At 48.0% G+C, this 16,501-nt stretch carries 15 protein-coding genes; 9 read left to right on the top strand and 6 right to left on the bottom strand.

Going from position 1 to position 16,501, the window contains the following annotated elements; genetic code table 11:
• Positions 1-94: 94 nt before the first annotated feature.
• The gene (gene porT / locus B5M13_RS04265) at positions 95-814 is read right to left on the bottom strand and encodes a type IX secretion/gliding motility protein PorT/SprT (RefSeq protein WP_080054456.1); all 720 of its coding nucleotides are present in this window, start codon (positions 812-814) and stop codon (positions 95-97) included.
• A gap of 5 nt (positions 815-819) precedes the next feature.
• Positions 820-1,548 (bottom strand): bifunctional demethylmenaquinone methyltransferase/2-methoxy-6-polyprenyl-1,4-benzoquinol methylase UbiE, encoded by a 729-nt coding sequence (ubiE, locus tag B5M13_RS04260; RefSeq protein WP_080054455.1) that lies wholly within the window; start codon positions 1,546-1,548, stop codon positions 820-822.
• A 207-nt stretch (positions 1,549-1,755) separates the two neighbouring features.
• Here ubiE and B5M13_RS04255 point away from each other — a divergent pair, with 207 nt between their 5' ends.
• From B5M13_RS04255 to B5M13_RS04225, 7 genes are all read left to right on the top strand, one after another.
• Complete coding sequence (locus tag B5M13_RS04255; protein WP_080054454.1) at positions 1,756-2,964, top strand: dipeptidase; 1,209 nt, start codon at positions 1,756-1,758, stop codon at positions 2,962-2,964.
• Between the two features lie 76 nt (positions 2,965-3,040).
• Positions 3,041-3,472 (top strand): ABA4-like family protein, encoded by a 432-nt coding sequence (locus tag B5M13_RS04250; RefSeq protein ID WP_080054453.1) that lies wholly within the window; start codon positions 3,041-3,043, stop codon positions 3,470-3,472.
• Positions 3,473-3,560: 88 nt separating this feature from the next.
• Positions 3,561-4,331, top strand: coding sequence for a hypothetical protein (locus B5M13_RS04245; protein ID WP_080054452.1), 771 nt, complete (start codon positions 3,561-3,563; stop codon positions 4,329-4,331).
• Between the two features lie 91 nt (positions 4,332-4,422).
• On the top strand, positions 4,423-5,730 hold the full coding sequence (locus B5M13_RS04240) for a Gfo/Idh/MocA family protein (RefSeq protein ID WP_080054451.1): 1,308 nt from the start codon (positions 4,423-4,425) through the stop codon (positions 5,728-5,730).
• Positions 5,731-5,785: 55 nt separating this feature from the next.
• On the top strand, positions 5,786-5,995 hold the full coding sequence (locus B5M13_RS04235; RefSeq protein WP_080059790.1) for a type II toxin-antitoxin system HicB family antitoxin: 210 nt from the start codon (positions 5,786-5,788) through the stop codon (positions 5,993-5,995).
• Positions 5,996-6,077: 82 nt separating this feature from the next.
• Positions 6,078-6,323 carry a type II toxin-antitoxin system HicA family toxin gene (locus B5M13_RS04230; RefSeq protein WP_080059789.1) on the top strand — a complete coding sequence of 82 codons (246 nt, stop codon included), beginning with the start codon at positions 6,078-6,080 and terminating at the stop codon, positions 6,321-6,323.
• A gap of 184 nt (positions 6,324-6,507) precedes the next feature.
• On the top strand, positions 6,508-7,824 hold the full coding sequence (locus B5M13_RS04225; RefSeq protein WP_080054450.1) for a Gfo/Idh/MocA family protein: 1,317 nt from the start codon (positions 6,508-6,510) through the stop codon (positions 7,822-7,824).
• A gap of 25 nt (positions 7,825-7,849) precedes the next feature.
• On the opposite strand, the gene B5M13_RS04220 is transcribed toward B5M13_RS04225, so the two are convergent.
• Together B5M13_RS04220 and B5M13_RS04215 are read right to left on the bottom strand one after the other, a co-directional pair.
• On the bottom strand, positions 7,850-8,266 hold the full coding sequence (locus tag B5M13_RS04220) for a response regulator (RefSeq protein WP_080054449.1): 417 nt from the start codon (positions 8,264-8,266) through the stop codon (positions 7,850-7,852).
• Between the two features lie 137 nt (positions 8,267-8,403).
• The gene (locus tag B5M13_RS04215; protein WP_245859764.1) at positions 8,404-9,162 is read right to left on the bottom strand and encodes a sugar phosphate isomerase/epimerase family protein; all 759 of its coding nucleotides are present in this window, start codon (positions 9,160-9,162) and stop codon (positions 8,404-8,406) included.
• 319 nt (positions 9,163-9,481) lie between these two features.
• Here B5M13_RS04215 and B5M13_RS04210 point away from each other — a divergent pair, with 319 nt between their 5' ends.
• Positions 9,482-10,177: a 3-keto-disaccharide hydrolase gene (locus B5M13_RS04210; protein ID WP_155297180.1), complete on the top strand. Its 696-nt coding sequence runs from the start codon at positions 9,482-9,484 to the stop codon at positions 10,175-10,177.
• 71 nt (positions 10,178-10,248) lie between these two features.
• Here the strand turns inward: B5M13_RS04210 and B5M13_RS04205 are convergent, their stop codons facing one another.
• Positions 10,249-11,253, bottom strand: coding sequence for a YpdA family putative bacillithiol disulfide reductase (locus B5M13_RS04205; protein ID WP_080054447.1), 1,005 nt, complete (start codon positions 11,251-11,253; stop codon positions 10,249-10,251).
• A 339-nt stretch (positions 11,254-11,592) separates the two neighbouring features.
• Here B5M13_RS04205 and B5M13_RS04200 point away from each other — a divergent pair, with 339 nt between their 5' ends.
• Positions 11,593-12,456 (top strand): M12 family metallopeptidase, encoded by an 864-nt coding sequence (locus B5M13_RS04200; protein ID WP_080054446.1) that lies wholly within the window; start codon positions 11,593-11,595, stop codon positions 12,454-12,456.
• A gap of 111 nt (positions 12,457-12,567) precedes the next feature.
• Here the strand turns inward: B5M13_RS04200 and B5M13_RS04195 are convergent, their stop codons facing one another.
• Positions 12,568-16,311, bottom strand: a complete 3,744-nt coding sequence (locus tag B5M13_RS04195) for an SdrD B-like domain-containing protein (RefSeq protein WP_080054445.1) — start codon at positions 16,309-16,311, stop codon at positions 12,568-12,570.
• Between the last annotated feature and the right edge of the window lie 190 nt (positions 16,312-16,501).

The following is a 16,501-nucleotide window of genomic DNA, read 5'->3' as shown; positions in this document are numbered from 1 at the left end:
TGGCAAAATAAAACCAACGGCTCGCTGATAATCAGGCAACAAAAAAGCGGATCACGATATACACCGATGATCCGCTTTTTATAGGCTAACAAAGCTATTCGAAGTTAAGGTATAAGGTAACCGAATGAGTAGTCAATTTACTGATACCAACGCCAGCCGCATTATTGGTTGGATTAAACAGATTGACGAGGCCATGCGAAAAGCGTAGTTCAGGTGCCAGCTTGAAGTATTCAAAAAACTGCTCCAGACCAATACCGTATTCAATCGCAAAATCCATCGTTCCGGTACTCAGCCGACTAGCCCCCTGAAGCTCTTTTCGACGCACATTACTTTCAATACTAAACGTTCCACCAGCCAACAGATACATGCGTGTATTGTTGCGCCGTTCAGATTTGTATTTGAGTAACAGTGGAAAATCGACCCAGGTCGACTCGCGGGTTTCAGTTTTGGAAGTGCCACCCGGATAATCGTAGTGTACCTCCCGGCTGAACAAAGATACCGACGGCGTAAAGCGGAGATCAAACCGATCATCCAGAAAGAGATTGATGACCCCACCGACTCGAAAAGCGGGTTTATTGGGTGAGTGAATCCGGTAGGCTGAATCGGCTGTCATAAACTCAGGGCTGTAGGTTACGCTGAACCGTGTAACCGGAGCGGCAAAGAAAAACCCGTAATGGATTTCCTTTTCGTCGTAACGTTCGAGGTGTTTACGAACGTATTTGTACGATGTCTGGGCCTGGCTGTGAACCGTCAGTAGTAAGCCAAGTACAACAGTTACGCTCAGTGATCGCACCGTCCGACCTATCCTATTCATAGAGGCTAAGCCTGCTTGTGACCTATGTAAATTGAGGCAACGCCAAAAGTAAGCGGTATCCATTTAGTAGTTGTAAATCCGGCTGCTTCATAAATCCGCAGAAAGTCGGGACCATCGGGAAAAGCCTGCACGGATTCGGGCAGGTAGGTATAGGCCGATGCGTCTTTGCTTACCACGCGCCCGATGAGCGGCAGAATAGTTCGGGAGTAAAACGAATAAAGTTGTTTAAACGGAAACTGACGTGGATTCGAAAATTCCAGTACCACACAAACGCCACCCGGACGTGTTACACGGTGCATGTCGGTTAAGCCTTTGAGCAGATTCTCGAAATTGCGTACACCAAACGAAACGATGACAGCATCGAATTCATTGTCTGCAAACGGTAAACGTTCTGAATCGCCCGTGCGCAGGTCAATAACAGAATCGACACCGCGTTTCTTCATTTTTTCGCGCCCGATCGAGAGCATGCCCTCCGAAATATCGACACCGATAATTTTTTTGGGCTTCAATGCCAGGGCTTCGAGGGCAAAATCGCCGGTACCGGTGGCAATGTCCAGAATCGTTTTGGGAGCGTACGGCTTTAATTCACGAATCGCCCGTTTACGCCAAAGAATATCAATCCCTCCGCTCAGTACGTGATTTAGTAAATCGTACTTGGGCGAAATGCTATCGAACATCTCTGCAACCTGTTCGCGCTTCGACGTATCTTTATCTTTATAAGGAACAACAGCCATCTTTTAATGAGTGAATGAGTGAATGACAGAATGATTGAATAAGTGTATAGGCTAGTTATTCAATCATTCTGTCATTCACTCATTCAAAATTAGTATTACCACAAAGGTAGTGCCATAACAGGAGCTTTCCGTCGAAAGTTTGTCATTTCGGGGGGCAATGCGTAGTTTCGAAACAATCCTCTTCGTCTCTATACAACTTGACTGATTATGCTTCCAATTACTTTATATACGCTACTCGTCCTGAGTTTCGCTGGCCCCCGTCCGTCAGGTGGCGATGATCCGGTGGCGAAAAAAGTTCATAAGATTCATCAGCGCGTGCTGACGCTCGATACGCATGCCGATGCACCGATCATGATGAAAAAAGACGGCTTCGACGTCGGCCAGACGCACGATACCAAACGGGATCAGTCGCAGATCGATTTCCCACGTATGAAACAGGGTGGAATGGATGCCATGTTTTTTGCCGTATATACTTCGCAGGGGCCACGCACATCCGAAGGCCATGCCGATGCCAAACGCGATGCGCTGAACCAGTTCGACCTGATTCATCAGGCTCTGAAAAAATACCCCAATCTGGCCGAATTAGCCACCTCTCCGGCTGATGCCTATCGAATTCAGAAAGCGGGCAAACGGGCGGTATTTATCGGTATGGAAAATGGCTATCCCGTCGGCGATGACCTGTCGATGCTCCAGAAGTATTATGACCTGGGCGCTCGCTACATCACCCTTACACACTTTGCCAACAACCTGATCGGCGATTCATCGACTGACCCTGACGGGCCGATGTATGGCGGATTAAGCGATTTTGGCAAAAAAGTCGTAGCTGAAATGAACCGGCTGGGTATCCTGATCGATGTATCACACGTAGCCGATAGCACGTTTTACGATGCACTGGCTTTGTCGAAAGCACCGATGATTGCTTCTCACTCGAACTGTCGGGCCATTTGCGATTTTCCGCGTAATATGACCGATGATATGATTAAGGCACTGGCGGCCAAAGGAGGGGTAGTACAGGTGAATTTTGTGAGCGATTACCTAAAAAAACCGTCGGATGCCCACCGGGCCGCTAAAACCAAAATACGGATGTCGCGGGTTGGTAAAGTATCAACACCAGAAATGGAAGCCCGCATTCAGGCCATGAGCGATTCGGTATCCAAAGTGTATGCGTCGGAGCGAGCCAGCCTATCCGACATTGTCGATCATATCGATCATATTGTCAAACTGGTCGGTATTGACCATGTCGGTATTGGTTCCGATTTCGATGGCGGTGGTGGCGTAAATGGACTGGAAGATGTGAGCCAGATCGAGAACCTGACCGCCGAACTGGTTCGGCGGAACTACTCAGAAGCCGACATCGCCAAAATCTGGGGTGGCAATCTCCTGCGAGTACTAGGCCAGGCAAAAGTCACTCAATAAGTTTTGGGTTTACAGTGGCTGATGTAGCCGATATAGGGCGCTTCAGCCTCTGTAAACTGTAATCGGTTAACTACTCATGTCGCCCGAAACCGCTTTTCAGATCGCGAGTACGCTTGTGCTGCCTCAGTGGTTGCTGATGGCCTTTGCCCCACGCTGGCTGGTAACGCGCTGGCTGATGAACAGCTACCTAATTCCGGTATTTATTGCTGTTATTTACCTCGTTTATCTGTTTGGCGATGGCATTATTGATTTTGGTGCCTTCGGGTCACTGGCGGGTATCAAACGGCTATTTGCTACCGGAAGCAATGGAGTTATACTGGCCGCCTGGGTGCACTACCTTGCTTTCGATTTGGTCGCTGGCAGTGTTATCGTGCGGGATGCGCAGGAGAAAAACATCCCACACTGGCTCATTATACTTCCATTGATGTTCTGTTTTATGCTCGGCCCGGTGGGGTTACTCCTATACTGGATCATTCGGTTGATTCGAACGCGCCGACTGTCAATCTAATCGCATTTTAAGGAATGGACAAAAACTTGTCAGCGTTTGTATCGTTCAGTTAATGAGGGCCAGTACGACCAATTGAACCGACCTGCATATGAGCTATTTTCTGGAAATTCTTAAAAAGCGAAATAACCTGCTCTATTCCTTCGGCTGGCTATGCCTGATCGGTACATTCATTTGTGCCATACTCGCGCTCACTACCCATGTGCAGGTGCTGGGAATCAATGCATTTATTAAGCCCATGAAGTTCTTCGTGTCGATCACACTGTTCTGCTGGACGATGGCCTGGTATACGGGTTACCTGCCCCCGACTCGTAACGTGGCGATTTATAGTTGGGTAGTGGTCGTAGCAATGACCATCGAACTCATAATTATAACAGCACAGGCAACCTTGGGAAAGCTGTCGCACTTCAACGTCAGTTCACCTGTTGACGGCATGCTATTCAGCCTAATGGGCATAGCGATTACGGTGCTAACCGGCTGGACGGCTTATATTGGTTATCTCTTTTTCCGTATTCACAACAATCCGCTGGCGGCAAGCTATTTGTGGGCCATTCGGTTAGGTATTTTACTGTTTGTCGTGTTTGCATTTGAAGGATTTATCATGGCTACCCGGCTCAGCCACACAGTAGGTGGACCCGATGGGGGTGCGGGATGGCCTATCACCAACTGGTCTACCCAATTTGGTGATTTACGCATCGCTCATTTTTTCGGAATGCATGCGCTTCAATTGATTCCCTTGTTTGGCTACTACATCGCCCGACGCCCAGCTCAGGTTTTCCTGTTTACCGTTTTATATATCGGAGCCGTCACTTTTCTTCTCCTGGAAGCGCTGGGAGGCCGACCGGTGCTATCAGGTTTATAAAATCGACGGTAAAAAACCAGGAGGTTCAGCTTTGACAAATGGAAGGCCTGCCTGATAGGCTGATTCTGACCTAACTGAAACCTCGTTTCCGATGAACCGCTCCGATTTCCTGAAAACGTCTGCTCTTGCCGGTGCTACCCTCATTACCGACCCTACCCAGGTACGGGCATTTATTACACGCCAGCCTGCCCAGAAATACCGTACGGCCCTAATTGGTGCCGGATGGTGGGGGAACAATATTCTGCGTTGTGCCGTACAGGCGGGCGAATCGAAAATAGTAGCTTTGTGTGACGTGGATAGCCGCCAGCTTCAGAAAACAAGCGAAGAGCTGAACAAACTCACCACCGATAAACCAAAGCTGTACCGTGATTACCGGGAAATGCTGGCCGCCGAAAAACCCCAGATAGTGATTGTAGCCACGCCCGACCACTGGCATCCACTGGCTGCTATTGCCGCCATGCAGGCAGGAGCGCATGTATATGTTGAAAAACCTATCAGCCATACCATTAACGAAGGCAAAGCGATGGTAAAAGCGGCCCGGCAAACGGGACGAATCTGTCAGGTTGGGATGCACCGCCGTGTATCGCCCCATAATGTATCGGGTATGGAGTTTCTGAGATCAGGGAAAGCAGGCAAAATTGGAATGGCACGGGCCTTTGTGCATTATGCAGGGGGGGCCGGACAACCTACGCCCGATAGCGAAACTCCGCCAGAAATTGACTGGAATATGTGGTGCGGCCCTGCCCCGCTTCATGCCTACAATAAAGCCATGCACCCCAGAAGCTGGCGTAATTTTTTGAATTATGCGAATGGAACCCTCGGCGACTGGGGTATCCACTGGATGGATCAGATTCTGTGGATAACTGAAGAAAAACATCCGCGTAAGGTATACTCTACCGGCGGACGAGCCATCAAACAGGACAATAGCGATGCGCCTGACCATCAGGTAGCTACGTTTGAATTTGAAAATTTCACGGCTGTTTGGGAACACCGGACTTTTGCCGGTAATAATGCGGAGAAAACGCATCCTCAACAGGCGGTAGGCGTCTATTTCTACGGAACGGAAGGTACTTTTCATATGGGCTGGCTCGATGGCTGGACTTTCTATCCGGCCGATTCGAAAAAGCCGATTATCCATCAGGACGCTCAACTGGATAAACCTGATGACCAGAACATCGCTTTGCTCTGGGCTAACTTCCTGCAATGCATCAAGTCCAACAAACTCCCCGTTTGCGACATCGAGATTGGTCATCGCTCTACGAATATGGCCCTGCTGGGAATGCTATCGTTAAAACTTGGCCGAAGCGTTGAATGGGATGGCAGCCAGATACCCAACGACCCCGAAGCCAACAAATTACTCAGCCGTGCTTATCGTGGCGAGTGGCAGTACCCGGTTTAGAATTATTCGTTATATTTGTCAGAGAGCCGTTTCGATGGCCCGGCTCTCTGATTACATGAAAGAAATCTTTTTTCTAATTGAGGAAGCAGACGAGGGAGGGTATATTGCGTCGGCAATTGGCCAATCCATTGTTACGGAGGCCGACACATTGGAGGAACTGAAAGCAAATATTCGGGAAGCAACTATTTGCCATTTTGATGAAGGACAAGCTCCACAAATCGCCCATTTGCATTTCGTGAAAGATGAAGTCCTGAGTTTGGTGTGAATTATATGTACATTTACGTCATACTTGCACGTCAAAGAGGCTGATTGTGCTGCCTATTTCAGCAATTGTGCTGATATTCTTCATGAAAACACCTCGCGATCTCAAAGGTGAATCACTTATCAAATTATTAGAAAAGCATTTTGGCTACGAACAGACCCGGCAAGCAGGGAGTCATCTCCGGCTAACCACTGTACGCAATGGTACCCACCATCTAACTGTTCCCAAACATAATCCGGTCAGGCTTGGCACATTAAATAAAATCTTGTCAGATGTAGCCGATCATTTTGGGTTAAGTCAGGAGCAAGTAGTCGATCGGCTGTTCCAATAAACTACTTCATTTTCACTGTTCATTATTGGGCAATATTCGGTTCAGGATATTGCCCGTTTTGCGTCGTAATAGGTCAGACAGTTGTCGATACACAGCCACTGAATAATCGCAGTCCATAGCGGTAGTAGTTTCGATTTGTTGTTGCCTTTTTTAGGTGGCCCTTAGCCTTTTCTACTTTAACAAAATGCCTTCATCAAGACGCGATTTTCTTCACCAGTCAACGCACCTGGCGGCAGGGCTAGGTCTGTCGGCCACGCTACCCGAAATAAGCCGTTCAGCAGCTCCATCCGATACGATCCGTATCGGGTTGATTGGTGTTAACAGCATGGGATGGGCAGATCTGACGTCGATGCTCAAAAATCCCGGTGCTGTTTGCGTTGCACTTTGTGACGTAGACAACAACGTACTGAAAAAACGGGCAGATGAACTGGAGAAACAAACGGGTAAAAAAGTTACGCTGTACAACGATTTCCGGAAATTGATCGACGATAAAACGGTCGATGCGGTCATCGTGGGTACGCCCGATCATTGGCATTGTTTGCCAGCCGTATATGCCTGCCAGGCCGGGAAAGATGTATACGTTGAAAAGCCACTGGCCACGACCATTGAAGAGTGTAATCTGATTGTAGCAGCCGCCAAGCGCTATAATCGGATTGTTCAGGTAGGGCAATGGCAGCGGAGTGGCGACCATTGGAAAGCGGCACTAGACTACGTTCAGTCAGGAAAAATCGGTCGGGTCCGGTCGGTAAAAACCTGGGCATTCATGAGTTATGGCAAAGAATTTCCACCCCGCCCAGACGAACCTGTACCTGCCGGTGTCGATTACGATATGTGGTTGGGGCCGGCACCAGGTCGTCCATTCAATCGAAATCGGTTTCACGGTACTTTTCGATATTACTGGGATTATGCCGGTGGACTCATGACCGACTGGGGCGCCCATATGATCGATATTGCCCTTTGGGGAATGAACGTGACCGCGCCCAAATCGGTCATAGCTACGGGAGGTAAATTTGGTTTTCCCGATCATGACGGCGATACACCCGACACCATGCAGGTTGTGTATGATTATGGTCAGTTCTCAATCCTGTGGGAACAGTCGCTGGGAACGATGCGTGGCCCTTACGACCGCGATCATGGCGTAGCGTTTATTGGCAACCTGGGTACGGTGGTGATTGACCGGGGAAAATGGGAAGTACTACCTGAGGTAGAACAGGGCCGGTATCTGGTTCCGGCTCAACCAATTCAGTATGGCAATGGCCGGGATCTGGACAGCCACACCCGAAATTTTCTGGAATGCATTCGATCAAGACAACAACCCAATTGCCCAGCAGAGGCTGGCCGCAATGTAGCCCTGCATTCGCATCTGGGCAACATTGCCTATCGGACTGGTCATAAGCTCATCTGGGATGATGGACAGGGCGGTATTGTGAGTGATCCGTCGGCCCAGGCACTCACTAAAGCCCATTATCGAGCACCTTGGTCTTTACCTAAACTATCCTAAGCTCTTCCTGGAAAGGAATGTCAATCTATTGAGGAATAGTGGCCGTTTCGTACCAGAATTTTTTCATAGCTGCTACATAGTCTTTCCATCCTCTCAACTCATCGGGCTTCTGCGTATAGGCAACCGCACCAGCCTGATAGGCTTGCTGGATATGCTGCTGGCTATCGGACTGCGAAAAAATAACGACAGGGACTTTTTTCTGAAAGCGAGCCTGCAACATGGGCAGCCAATCGATTCCATCCTTTTCCTGATGAAAATCGATATCTAATAAGACCAGATGAGGAAATTGCTCATCGATCGTATTGATCGCATCCTGAGGGGTAGCAGCACTTCTAAATGTAGCTTCAGAAAATTCCCGTTGCCCTACCATATGCAACAGGTCATAAATAGATGGATCGTCGTCCACTACTAAAACATCAAACGGTTGATTCTGTGTTGTCATGAGGGACTAATGATTTCTGTGTAAATCCTTATGGCCGCTAATGCTTCTAACGAAATAAAAGACAACTAGTTTAGCTAATTTTACCTGAAGAGCAATAACAATTCTACTCTACGATTAAAAATAACAGGTGGATTCACTTAGCCGTTCGTTGTTAATGCCTTTTTAACCTTGTCGAAAAAAGCCGCTACTTTTACTTTCGGATCTCCTTTTCCAAGTGTTTCGATGGGCAAATAGCCCCGATACCCCGACTCGCGCACGATGCGTACAACACGTGCCAGATCGGTAGGAACTTCTTGCCCATCAACAAACAGATTTTCTTTGAGTTGCCATGTTGCCGCATACGGTGCCACACGAGCGATTTGTGCATAAGGATCGCCCACTTTAAAACTTCCAATGTCCAGATTAACCGCCAGCCAATCGGAGTTGACCTTACGAACGATGTCCAATATATGATCGGCCGTTTGTATAAAATCAGCGTGGTTTTGTAATACGATCATTACACCCCGGCTGGCCGCATAGTCGGTACAAGCACGAATTGAATCGACTACCCATCCGGTTACCTCTTCCCGATTGTAGCTGGCAGGTAATTCTTTTCCCAGGCCTGCAAAAATCCGTACAACAGGAGCCCCCAGACGCGCGGCCACATCGGTCCATTTCGTCACCAGATCCACTTCGGCTTTTCGGCGGGTAGCGTCGGGTAAGGTAAAATCATTTCGTACACCCGTTCCGCTAATGTCGAGCCCCAGTCGAAAGGCTTTTTGCTTGATCTGATACACATAGGCATCATTGGGAGGGGTTGGGTAGCCTGGAAAGTAATAAGCGGTTGGGTCAACGGCATCAAAGCCCAGTTCTGCACAGTAGACTAGCACGTCGTCAAGCGTCATCTGTTTACTCATCAACGGTTCATTGAAGGAATACAGATTACAACTAAGCCGAACCCGACTCGGTAAATGCAATAACGAACCTGTTCCAGTATACCTCTTAGGAGCCGCCACAGAGACTGTCCCTGCCAAAGCCATTTTGAGAAACGAACGTCGGTCCGGTTGTGATGAATCTGTATACATACCAAAACGAATGTAAAGTCCTGTCTATCTGCACCCTGCACTAGTAAGTACCAATGGGCCTAAAAATACTAGTAAAGGCTCTATACAGTAAATCCGTCACTGTCCTTAACTTATAGTCAATCAAGTAGATCAAGTATTTAAACCCACAACTATGCCTTACGGAATTCTGATTGCCCTCTTTCTGCTAAGCGGCACCTTCGTTTCTTCAGATGCTTCTCTTTCCAGGCCCCCACAACCAACTCAGCTTACGGCTAATGCAGGCTGGCGACCTTTATTTAACGGAAAAGATCTGACAGATTGGAAACACGTTGGGAAAGGAAGTATGCTGGTCGAAAAGGGATTAATTCACGGAAAAGGCGGTATGGGATTGCTCTATTACACGAAAGAAAAATTCGGCAATTGTACCTTACGTGTGGTCTATAAAATGCAGAAAGAGAACAGCAATGCTGGCGTTTTCATCCGAATTCCCGTTGAGCCACGGGAAGAATGGATGCCCGTGCATTATGGCTACGAAGTGCAGATTGACAACCATCCCGAAACCTCTGACGAAGACGAATACCACGTAACAGGCACCCTTTATTCGCTCACCAAGCCCCTTGCAAAGCCTGGCAAACCTGGTCCGCAGTGGAATACGATGGATATCACGCTGGATGGTCCCCGCACAATCGTTTATGTAAATGGGGTAAAAGTAACCGATTACCGGGAGGGCGGGCCAGTGCCTCCCCGTAAATTTGACTTTGAGCCTTATCGGGGTATCCGACCCAATTCGGGGTACATAGGCCTACAAAATCATGGTGAGCACGACATCGTTTATTTCAAAGAAGTATCCGTAAAGCCACTTCACTAAGCCCATTGAGTGATTGGGTGAGTTCGTGATTGAGTGCTATAATCACCAAATTACGAACTCACCCAATGTAGTTAAATACGTTGAATAAGCGCTGCCACTTTATGGACCTCCCGGCCCATGATGTGGTCAATAATAGCCTGAGCATGTTCTCGCCCGTTTTCGATGAATACCTTTTCGGTATAGATACCAGCCAGCACCGTACCACATACATACAAGCCGGGAATATTGGTTTCAAAGGTTTCCTTATTATAAACAGGCACCTGCGTTTCGGGGTTAAGCTCGATACCGCAGCGAGTCAGCAGGTCAGCATCCGGGATGTATCCAGTCAGGATAAACACGAAATCGGCCGGTAAGCGAATTTCCTCACTGGTTTTCAGATCGTTGACGGTAACCGAATGCTCGTCGATTTGGGTGACACAGCAGCTAAATACCGTCTTGATCTTCCCTTCTTTGACCCGATTCTTTACATCGGGAACCAGCCAGTATTTCACTGTGCTGCGAAAATCTTCGCCACGATGTACTACTGTTACATCAACATCATGCCGGTATAATTCCAGAGCGGCTTCAACGGCCGAATTCGACGCACCGATGATGACCACTTTTGTGAACGAATATTTGAAGGGCTCGTCGTAGTAATGCGATACGTGCGGCAGATTTTCGCCCGGAATGTTGAGCCAGCGCGGACGGGTGAAATAGCCTGTAGCCATGATCACCTTACGAGCCTGATACTGTTGTCCAGTCGTTGTTGTAACCGTAAACAGGTCGTCCTGTTTCCTAACATCCCAAACCTCCTGAAATACGTTAAAATTCAGTTTGTAATAGGCAGCCGCTTTTCGGTAATACTGTAAGGCTTCGTTACGACTTGCTTTTACGTCCGAAATAGAGAATGGAAGACCGCCAATTTCAATATTTTCGGCAGTCGAGAAAAAGCGCATCCGGCGCGGGTACTGCCGAATCGACTCCGTAAGACTTCCCTTCTCCAGAATTAAATGGCTCAACCCCGCTTTGGTTGCTTCGATACCAGCTGCCAGTCCACAAGGACCTCCGCCAACAATAATGACGTCGAACAATTGCATGATTTGCTAAAAAAATCTGTCTTTTTCTGGTGACCAATCCAATAACTTGTTTCCAGCCGTACGTACGCAGGTAATGGTAGTCAAAAAAGCAACGAAGAGTGTTTCGCAAAGATTCCTGATCTGGGCAATAGGAGCCTGATTAAATGATAGAAACAACTAGTAAAGTAGGATTAAGTAAACCATATCGATAATATAACAAAATATTCATATATAGGTATAGTTTTTTTATGGTAACTTATAAGTAATCAAATATGCGATTTATTAACCGCTTAATATATATATTAACATTTATTATGCAGTTAATGTTATTTGGTCACGACAACTTAATACTGCACAATTATGAAAAACAAACTATCCTATTCACTTTTTTACACACTAACCGTACTTTCAATCAGTTGTTCGCCAGAAGCTACCGAACACGACTTACAGAGCGTAAAGCCGACTTCTGCTATTACACGCCCCGAAGAAGCTTTCCCCAATCAGCGGGGATCCATTCAGACCACCAAACTCAACGGAAAAACCGTGACTTATCAGTTGTTTGGTGATCAGGCTGTATTCGAGAACGACATTCTTTTGTCGGAACATGATTTACGCCAGGCTGATGATTTACAGATAGAAGGAACTGGCCGAACAAAAGCGTCTTCGCGCTGGCCCAATAAAATTGTCTATTATTCCATCAGTCCTTCCCTACCCAATCCGTCGCGCGTGCTGGCCGCTATTGCTCATTGGGAAGCCAATACGCCCATTCGATTTGTTGAACGAACTACACAGCGAGGATATGTACTGTTTCAAACGGGCTCAGGATGCTCAGCGAATGTTGGGTACGTGGGTAGCGTTCAGTACATAAACCTGGCTAGCTCCTGCACCACTGGCAACACAATTCATGAAATAGGCCACACCGTTGGCCTCTGGCACGAACATAGCCGCGCTGACCGTGATACGTATGTAAACATCAACACAAGCAATATTATTACGGGCTACGAGACCGATTTTCAGACCTACGTACAACGAGGCACAGATGGCTTCGATTCGGAAGGAGGCCTTGATTTTGGGTCAATTATGATGTATGGCTCATACGATTTCTCCAAAAACGGACTGCCTACAATTACTAAAAAAGACGGGTCAACATTTACCAGCCAGCGGAATGGCCTGTCGCAAATTGATATTCAAACTGTGAACTTAATGTATCCTACTCCTAACTGAGCACAGCACACACTATATCCATAGATGTATGAGCTAAATTGAGTAAATGCAACAGGGTCTGCACGTTATGTACAGACCCTGTTGCATTTACTGGATGATACGAATAATAGGTTATTTGAGTCGGCGCACCAGTATCGGCAAGCATTTGGGTTCCCGCCCCGTACAGGGGTCGTCGCCGTCCGGTGGTGACACTTCAACCGTAAGATCAATTTTACAGCCATTGGTTCCCGTAGCAACAACGGTATAATCGCCGGGTACAGTCACTTCGGGCTCGGCTTCGGTGCTGGTAAATCCATTAGGCCCACTCCAGAGTAAAGTAGCTCCCGGCGCATTGGCATACAGCGTAGCACTACAGCCTTTGCAGGGGATAGCCGCCCCATACGCTTCCAGAACCGGCTTGGTGGTATCGGCCGTCACAACCACCGTGGTCGATGTAATAATATCGGGGCAATCAAGTGTGTAAGCGATTACGGTGTAATTGCCGGGTACCGATACACCTGGATTCTGACTGGAACTGGTAAAGCTAGCTGGTCCAGTCCAGTTATAAACCAGATTTGGCGGAACTGTTGCATCCTGTAAACTGGCCTGTGCCGAAAGGGTTACTGATAGAACTGAGCAGGTCAATTTACCTTCTGTAGCGGTGATTGATAGAGGTGGGCATGGATCGTCGGTAACCGGCTGAACTTCAACGGAAAGGTCGATCTTACAGCCATTTACACCCGTAGCCACGACGGTATAATCACCTGCCAGCGTTACTTCAGGCTCAGCTTCGGTGCTGGTGAATGAGTTAGGGCCTGTCCAGAATAAAGTAGCTCCGGGGGCATCTGCAAACAAGATCGCCGTGCAACCTTTACAGGCCAGTGCCGCTCCATAAGCTTCCAGAACTGGCTTGGTGGTATCAGCCGTCACTACGGCAGTAGCTGTTGTAAAGGCATTAGGGCAATCGGTGCTACTGATTGTTACTGTGTATGTCCCGGCTTCCGATACAACAGGATTCTGAACCGCACTGGTAAAGCTATTGGGGCCTGCCCATGAATAGATTACATTGGGAGCAGCCGATCCATTGCTAAAAATAGCCTGTGCAGTTAGCGTTACTGATTTGACAGAGCAGGTCAGCTTGCCCCCGGCGGCCGTTACGGATAATGCTGGCGTGATTTCGATAACGGTTTCGCCTTCTTGTCGACATGCTGGATTTTCAGGCGTCGGATAGATGATCGCATAAACGTACTGTCGGGATATGTCGGCTGTAGTATTGGTCGTATTTATACTTGGGCTATACAATACCGCCCGATTATTCGCATCGGGCTTTACCGTTCCCAGCACAGTACCCGTGTTGCCATACATAGCCGTTCCTGATTGAGGGCTCGTAAACAGAACAAAGCGAACCGAATCAACACGGCTGAAATAGTTGCCAACCGCAGCGATGGAATCAATAGGTACTCCTGTACAGACAGCAATGGTGTCTTTTTCATTTTTTAACTGCGGACAGGAATAAATTGATAAATCATTGGTAAAGTCATTCTGCCCGGCATCAAGCGTCGTTACGGCAATTACGGCCGAACCACCAACCAGACTCGCATCAGAATCCCGGAGATAAGCATCCGTAAAGTTGCCACGATTGGCTGGCGACAGTGAGTAGTAGCGTTGTGAGGTCGGCGCCGACAGCCGGGCACCACGTGCAGCCAGGCGTCCACCCGAACCGGCTGGGATTATCGGTTTGGTACCGGCCAGTGTTATGTCAAGCAGCGGTAACTGAGTCGTATCCATCCGAATCTCATAGCTATGTCCAAACTGGAGTCCGCCAGGTACTGTGGTACTATTAAAATAAAACTGACCGCCATCGTGGGTTTTCTGAGAAGCAATCTGGGCCCCACCTGCCTGCATGTCGTGCAGGGTTAGTACAATGCCGTCGATACCGGGTTCATAGGCGTCCTGAATACCATCGCGGTTATCATCGAACCACAACCGGTTCCCAATTTCGACAGGAGCCGGGTCGCAAAGCGGCTGATTATCGCCTAATCCTGATGCTTTTCCGAATGAGCCAGGATTAATTGTGTATAAAACATAATTCCGATTTTCGGCTCCTGTTTTGACATTAAAGGCTTTCAAGCCCCCCGATTGATACACATCAGTAATGGGGTCAAACGCTGATGTTATAACATCATCATAACCCGGCACTTTGGTTAAGGCACCGTTTGTGATTTCTGCATGAGCTACATTGCCAAAAAACATCCAGCGATCTTTTCCGTAAAACTCGCCACCATCAGGCCCTTCATTATTACCAACGCCTGAACCGGTCAGATTACCGGCTTTCCCGTTCTGCTCCAGCCTGAATGTGCCATTGTCGTTATACGCCCGTAGCAGATCGCCACCCGTAAATCCATCATATAAGCCATTACCGCTGGGGTCATGGTTAGCCACACCAGCGAGATGGCCGAAACGATCCAGAAAACCAATCAGCATGGAGCCATCGTCGTCAAAGGCCAGATCCGATAAAATCGGCTGTGGATACATGACAAATTTAGGGTCAGGGCCGATACCACAGGCAGCAGGCCAGTTTTCAGTCCAGGGAAGCCAGTGATCGTACTGAATACAGGTGCCCGTCAAGTCGGCCGAACCACGGCGAAAATCAAGTGGAAATGAAAGAACTTCTGTAAATACCGGCGTAGCCGCATTGGGATCAAAACGATAAATCGTCGCTTTCAAATCACTTTGCAACTGCGACGTTTCGGCTGAACAAATGACTCCGATATACACCGCTCCATGGTATACTTTCAGGGCCCAGGGGCGAAAATCACCATTTGAACAACCCGGGTTCGGAATATCCCATGACTTAACGGCGGCTGCCGACGTAGGAGCTACCGCTGGCGACCCAACCAACAAGCCATAGACTTTCCGATCTTTAAGGTTAACAAAATAGAGCGTCTTGTCGTCCTCTGACATATCCATGCCACCAAAACTCATACGGCCCATAGCCGTCATCGAACTAGGGTCGGCACTGGTCTGGGTTTTATCGCCAAACAGATTCGCTAACGGATCCTGATGGGGGTCCTCACCCACATCGATACCCACAGAGCTCACCGACATAAATGTTGTGGTCGTACCCGCAACGATGTCTGTTTTATAAATCCCGCCTGGGCCTGCCGGACCAAAGCTTGCATGTCGCTTGACAACCGCAGCGCTAAAAACAGTTTTATTCCGTCGCTGGTAGGCAAGCGCCCAGATCGCTCCTACTTCGCCAGCCGATGCCAGGTGGGTAGGCATAAAATTACCCGGTCCGGCCACACCAGAGGATTCATAGGCAAAGCTTACTAATGCGTCGCCATGAGCCGCCTGCTTATCGTCTGGTACTGGATTGCCATCCTTATCGGTGGTTATTTGTGAATTTCCATTTACGTAACAGGGGGTTACTAATTTTAAGCCGCTCGACTGACAATAGTCGGCGGGATAGTTAACACCAAGATTAATATGTTCTGCCGGAGCTTTCGTAAATTGAACACTGGTACCACTACCAGCTCCATAGGGCCCATTATAATCGCCCGAAGCAAAATTCCTGAATTCAACCCGAACGGGTAAGCCAGCCGGTACATCACTACTATTAAATGCGTACGAACCGTCGGATGCCGTAGTTGTCGATACGGGTGTTTTACTTTGATCGACAAAAGCCAGTACGACAACGCCTGATAGCCCCACTTCAATAGGCAGGGTATCGGATCGAACACCATTCAAATCAAAGTCTCGGAATACAACTCCTTTTACCTGAGCCTGCGTAGTAATTGTACTGCTAAAAAAGAGAAAACAAACAACTAACCATCGCCCATACCGGTTGAATAGTAGTGTGTAGACAAGCTTCATAATTTGAGAAATTTTTGTTGGAAAAAGGAATGCTTACTGAGTACCAGACAAATACATAATCCCATCTGTCTAGTGACATATTTTTTTTTGATTTTCTTTATCTATTTTTTTGTTTACAAAAAGAAAATTGACAGACGTACGTATGACAAAAGCCTTGCCAGACCGCTTTGGGTTTCTGTGTATATTTACT

The organism is Spirosoma aerolatum, from assembly GCF_002056795.1.
GTDB classification, from domain to species: domain Bacteria; phylum Bacteroidota; class Bacteroidia; order Cytophagales; family Spirosomataceae; genus Spirosoma; species Spirosoma aerolatum.
Note: the sequence above shows the minus strand (reverse complement) of the source record. Positions and strands in the feature narration are given on the sequence as shown.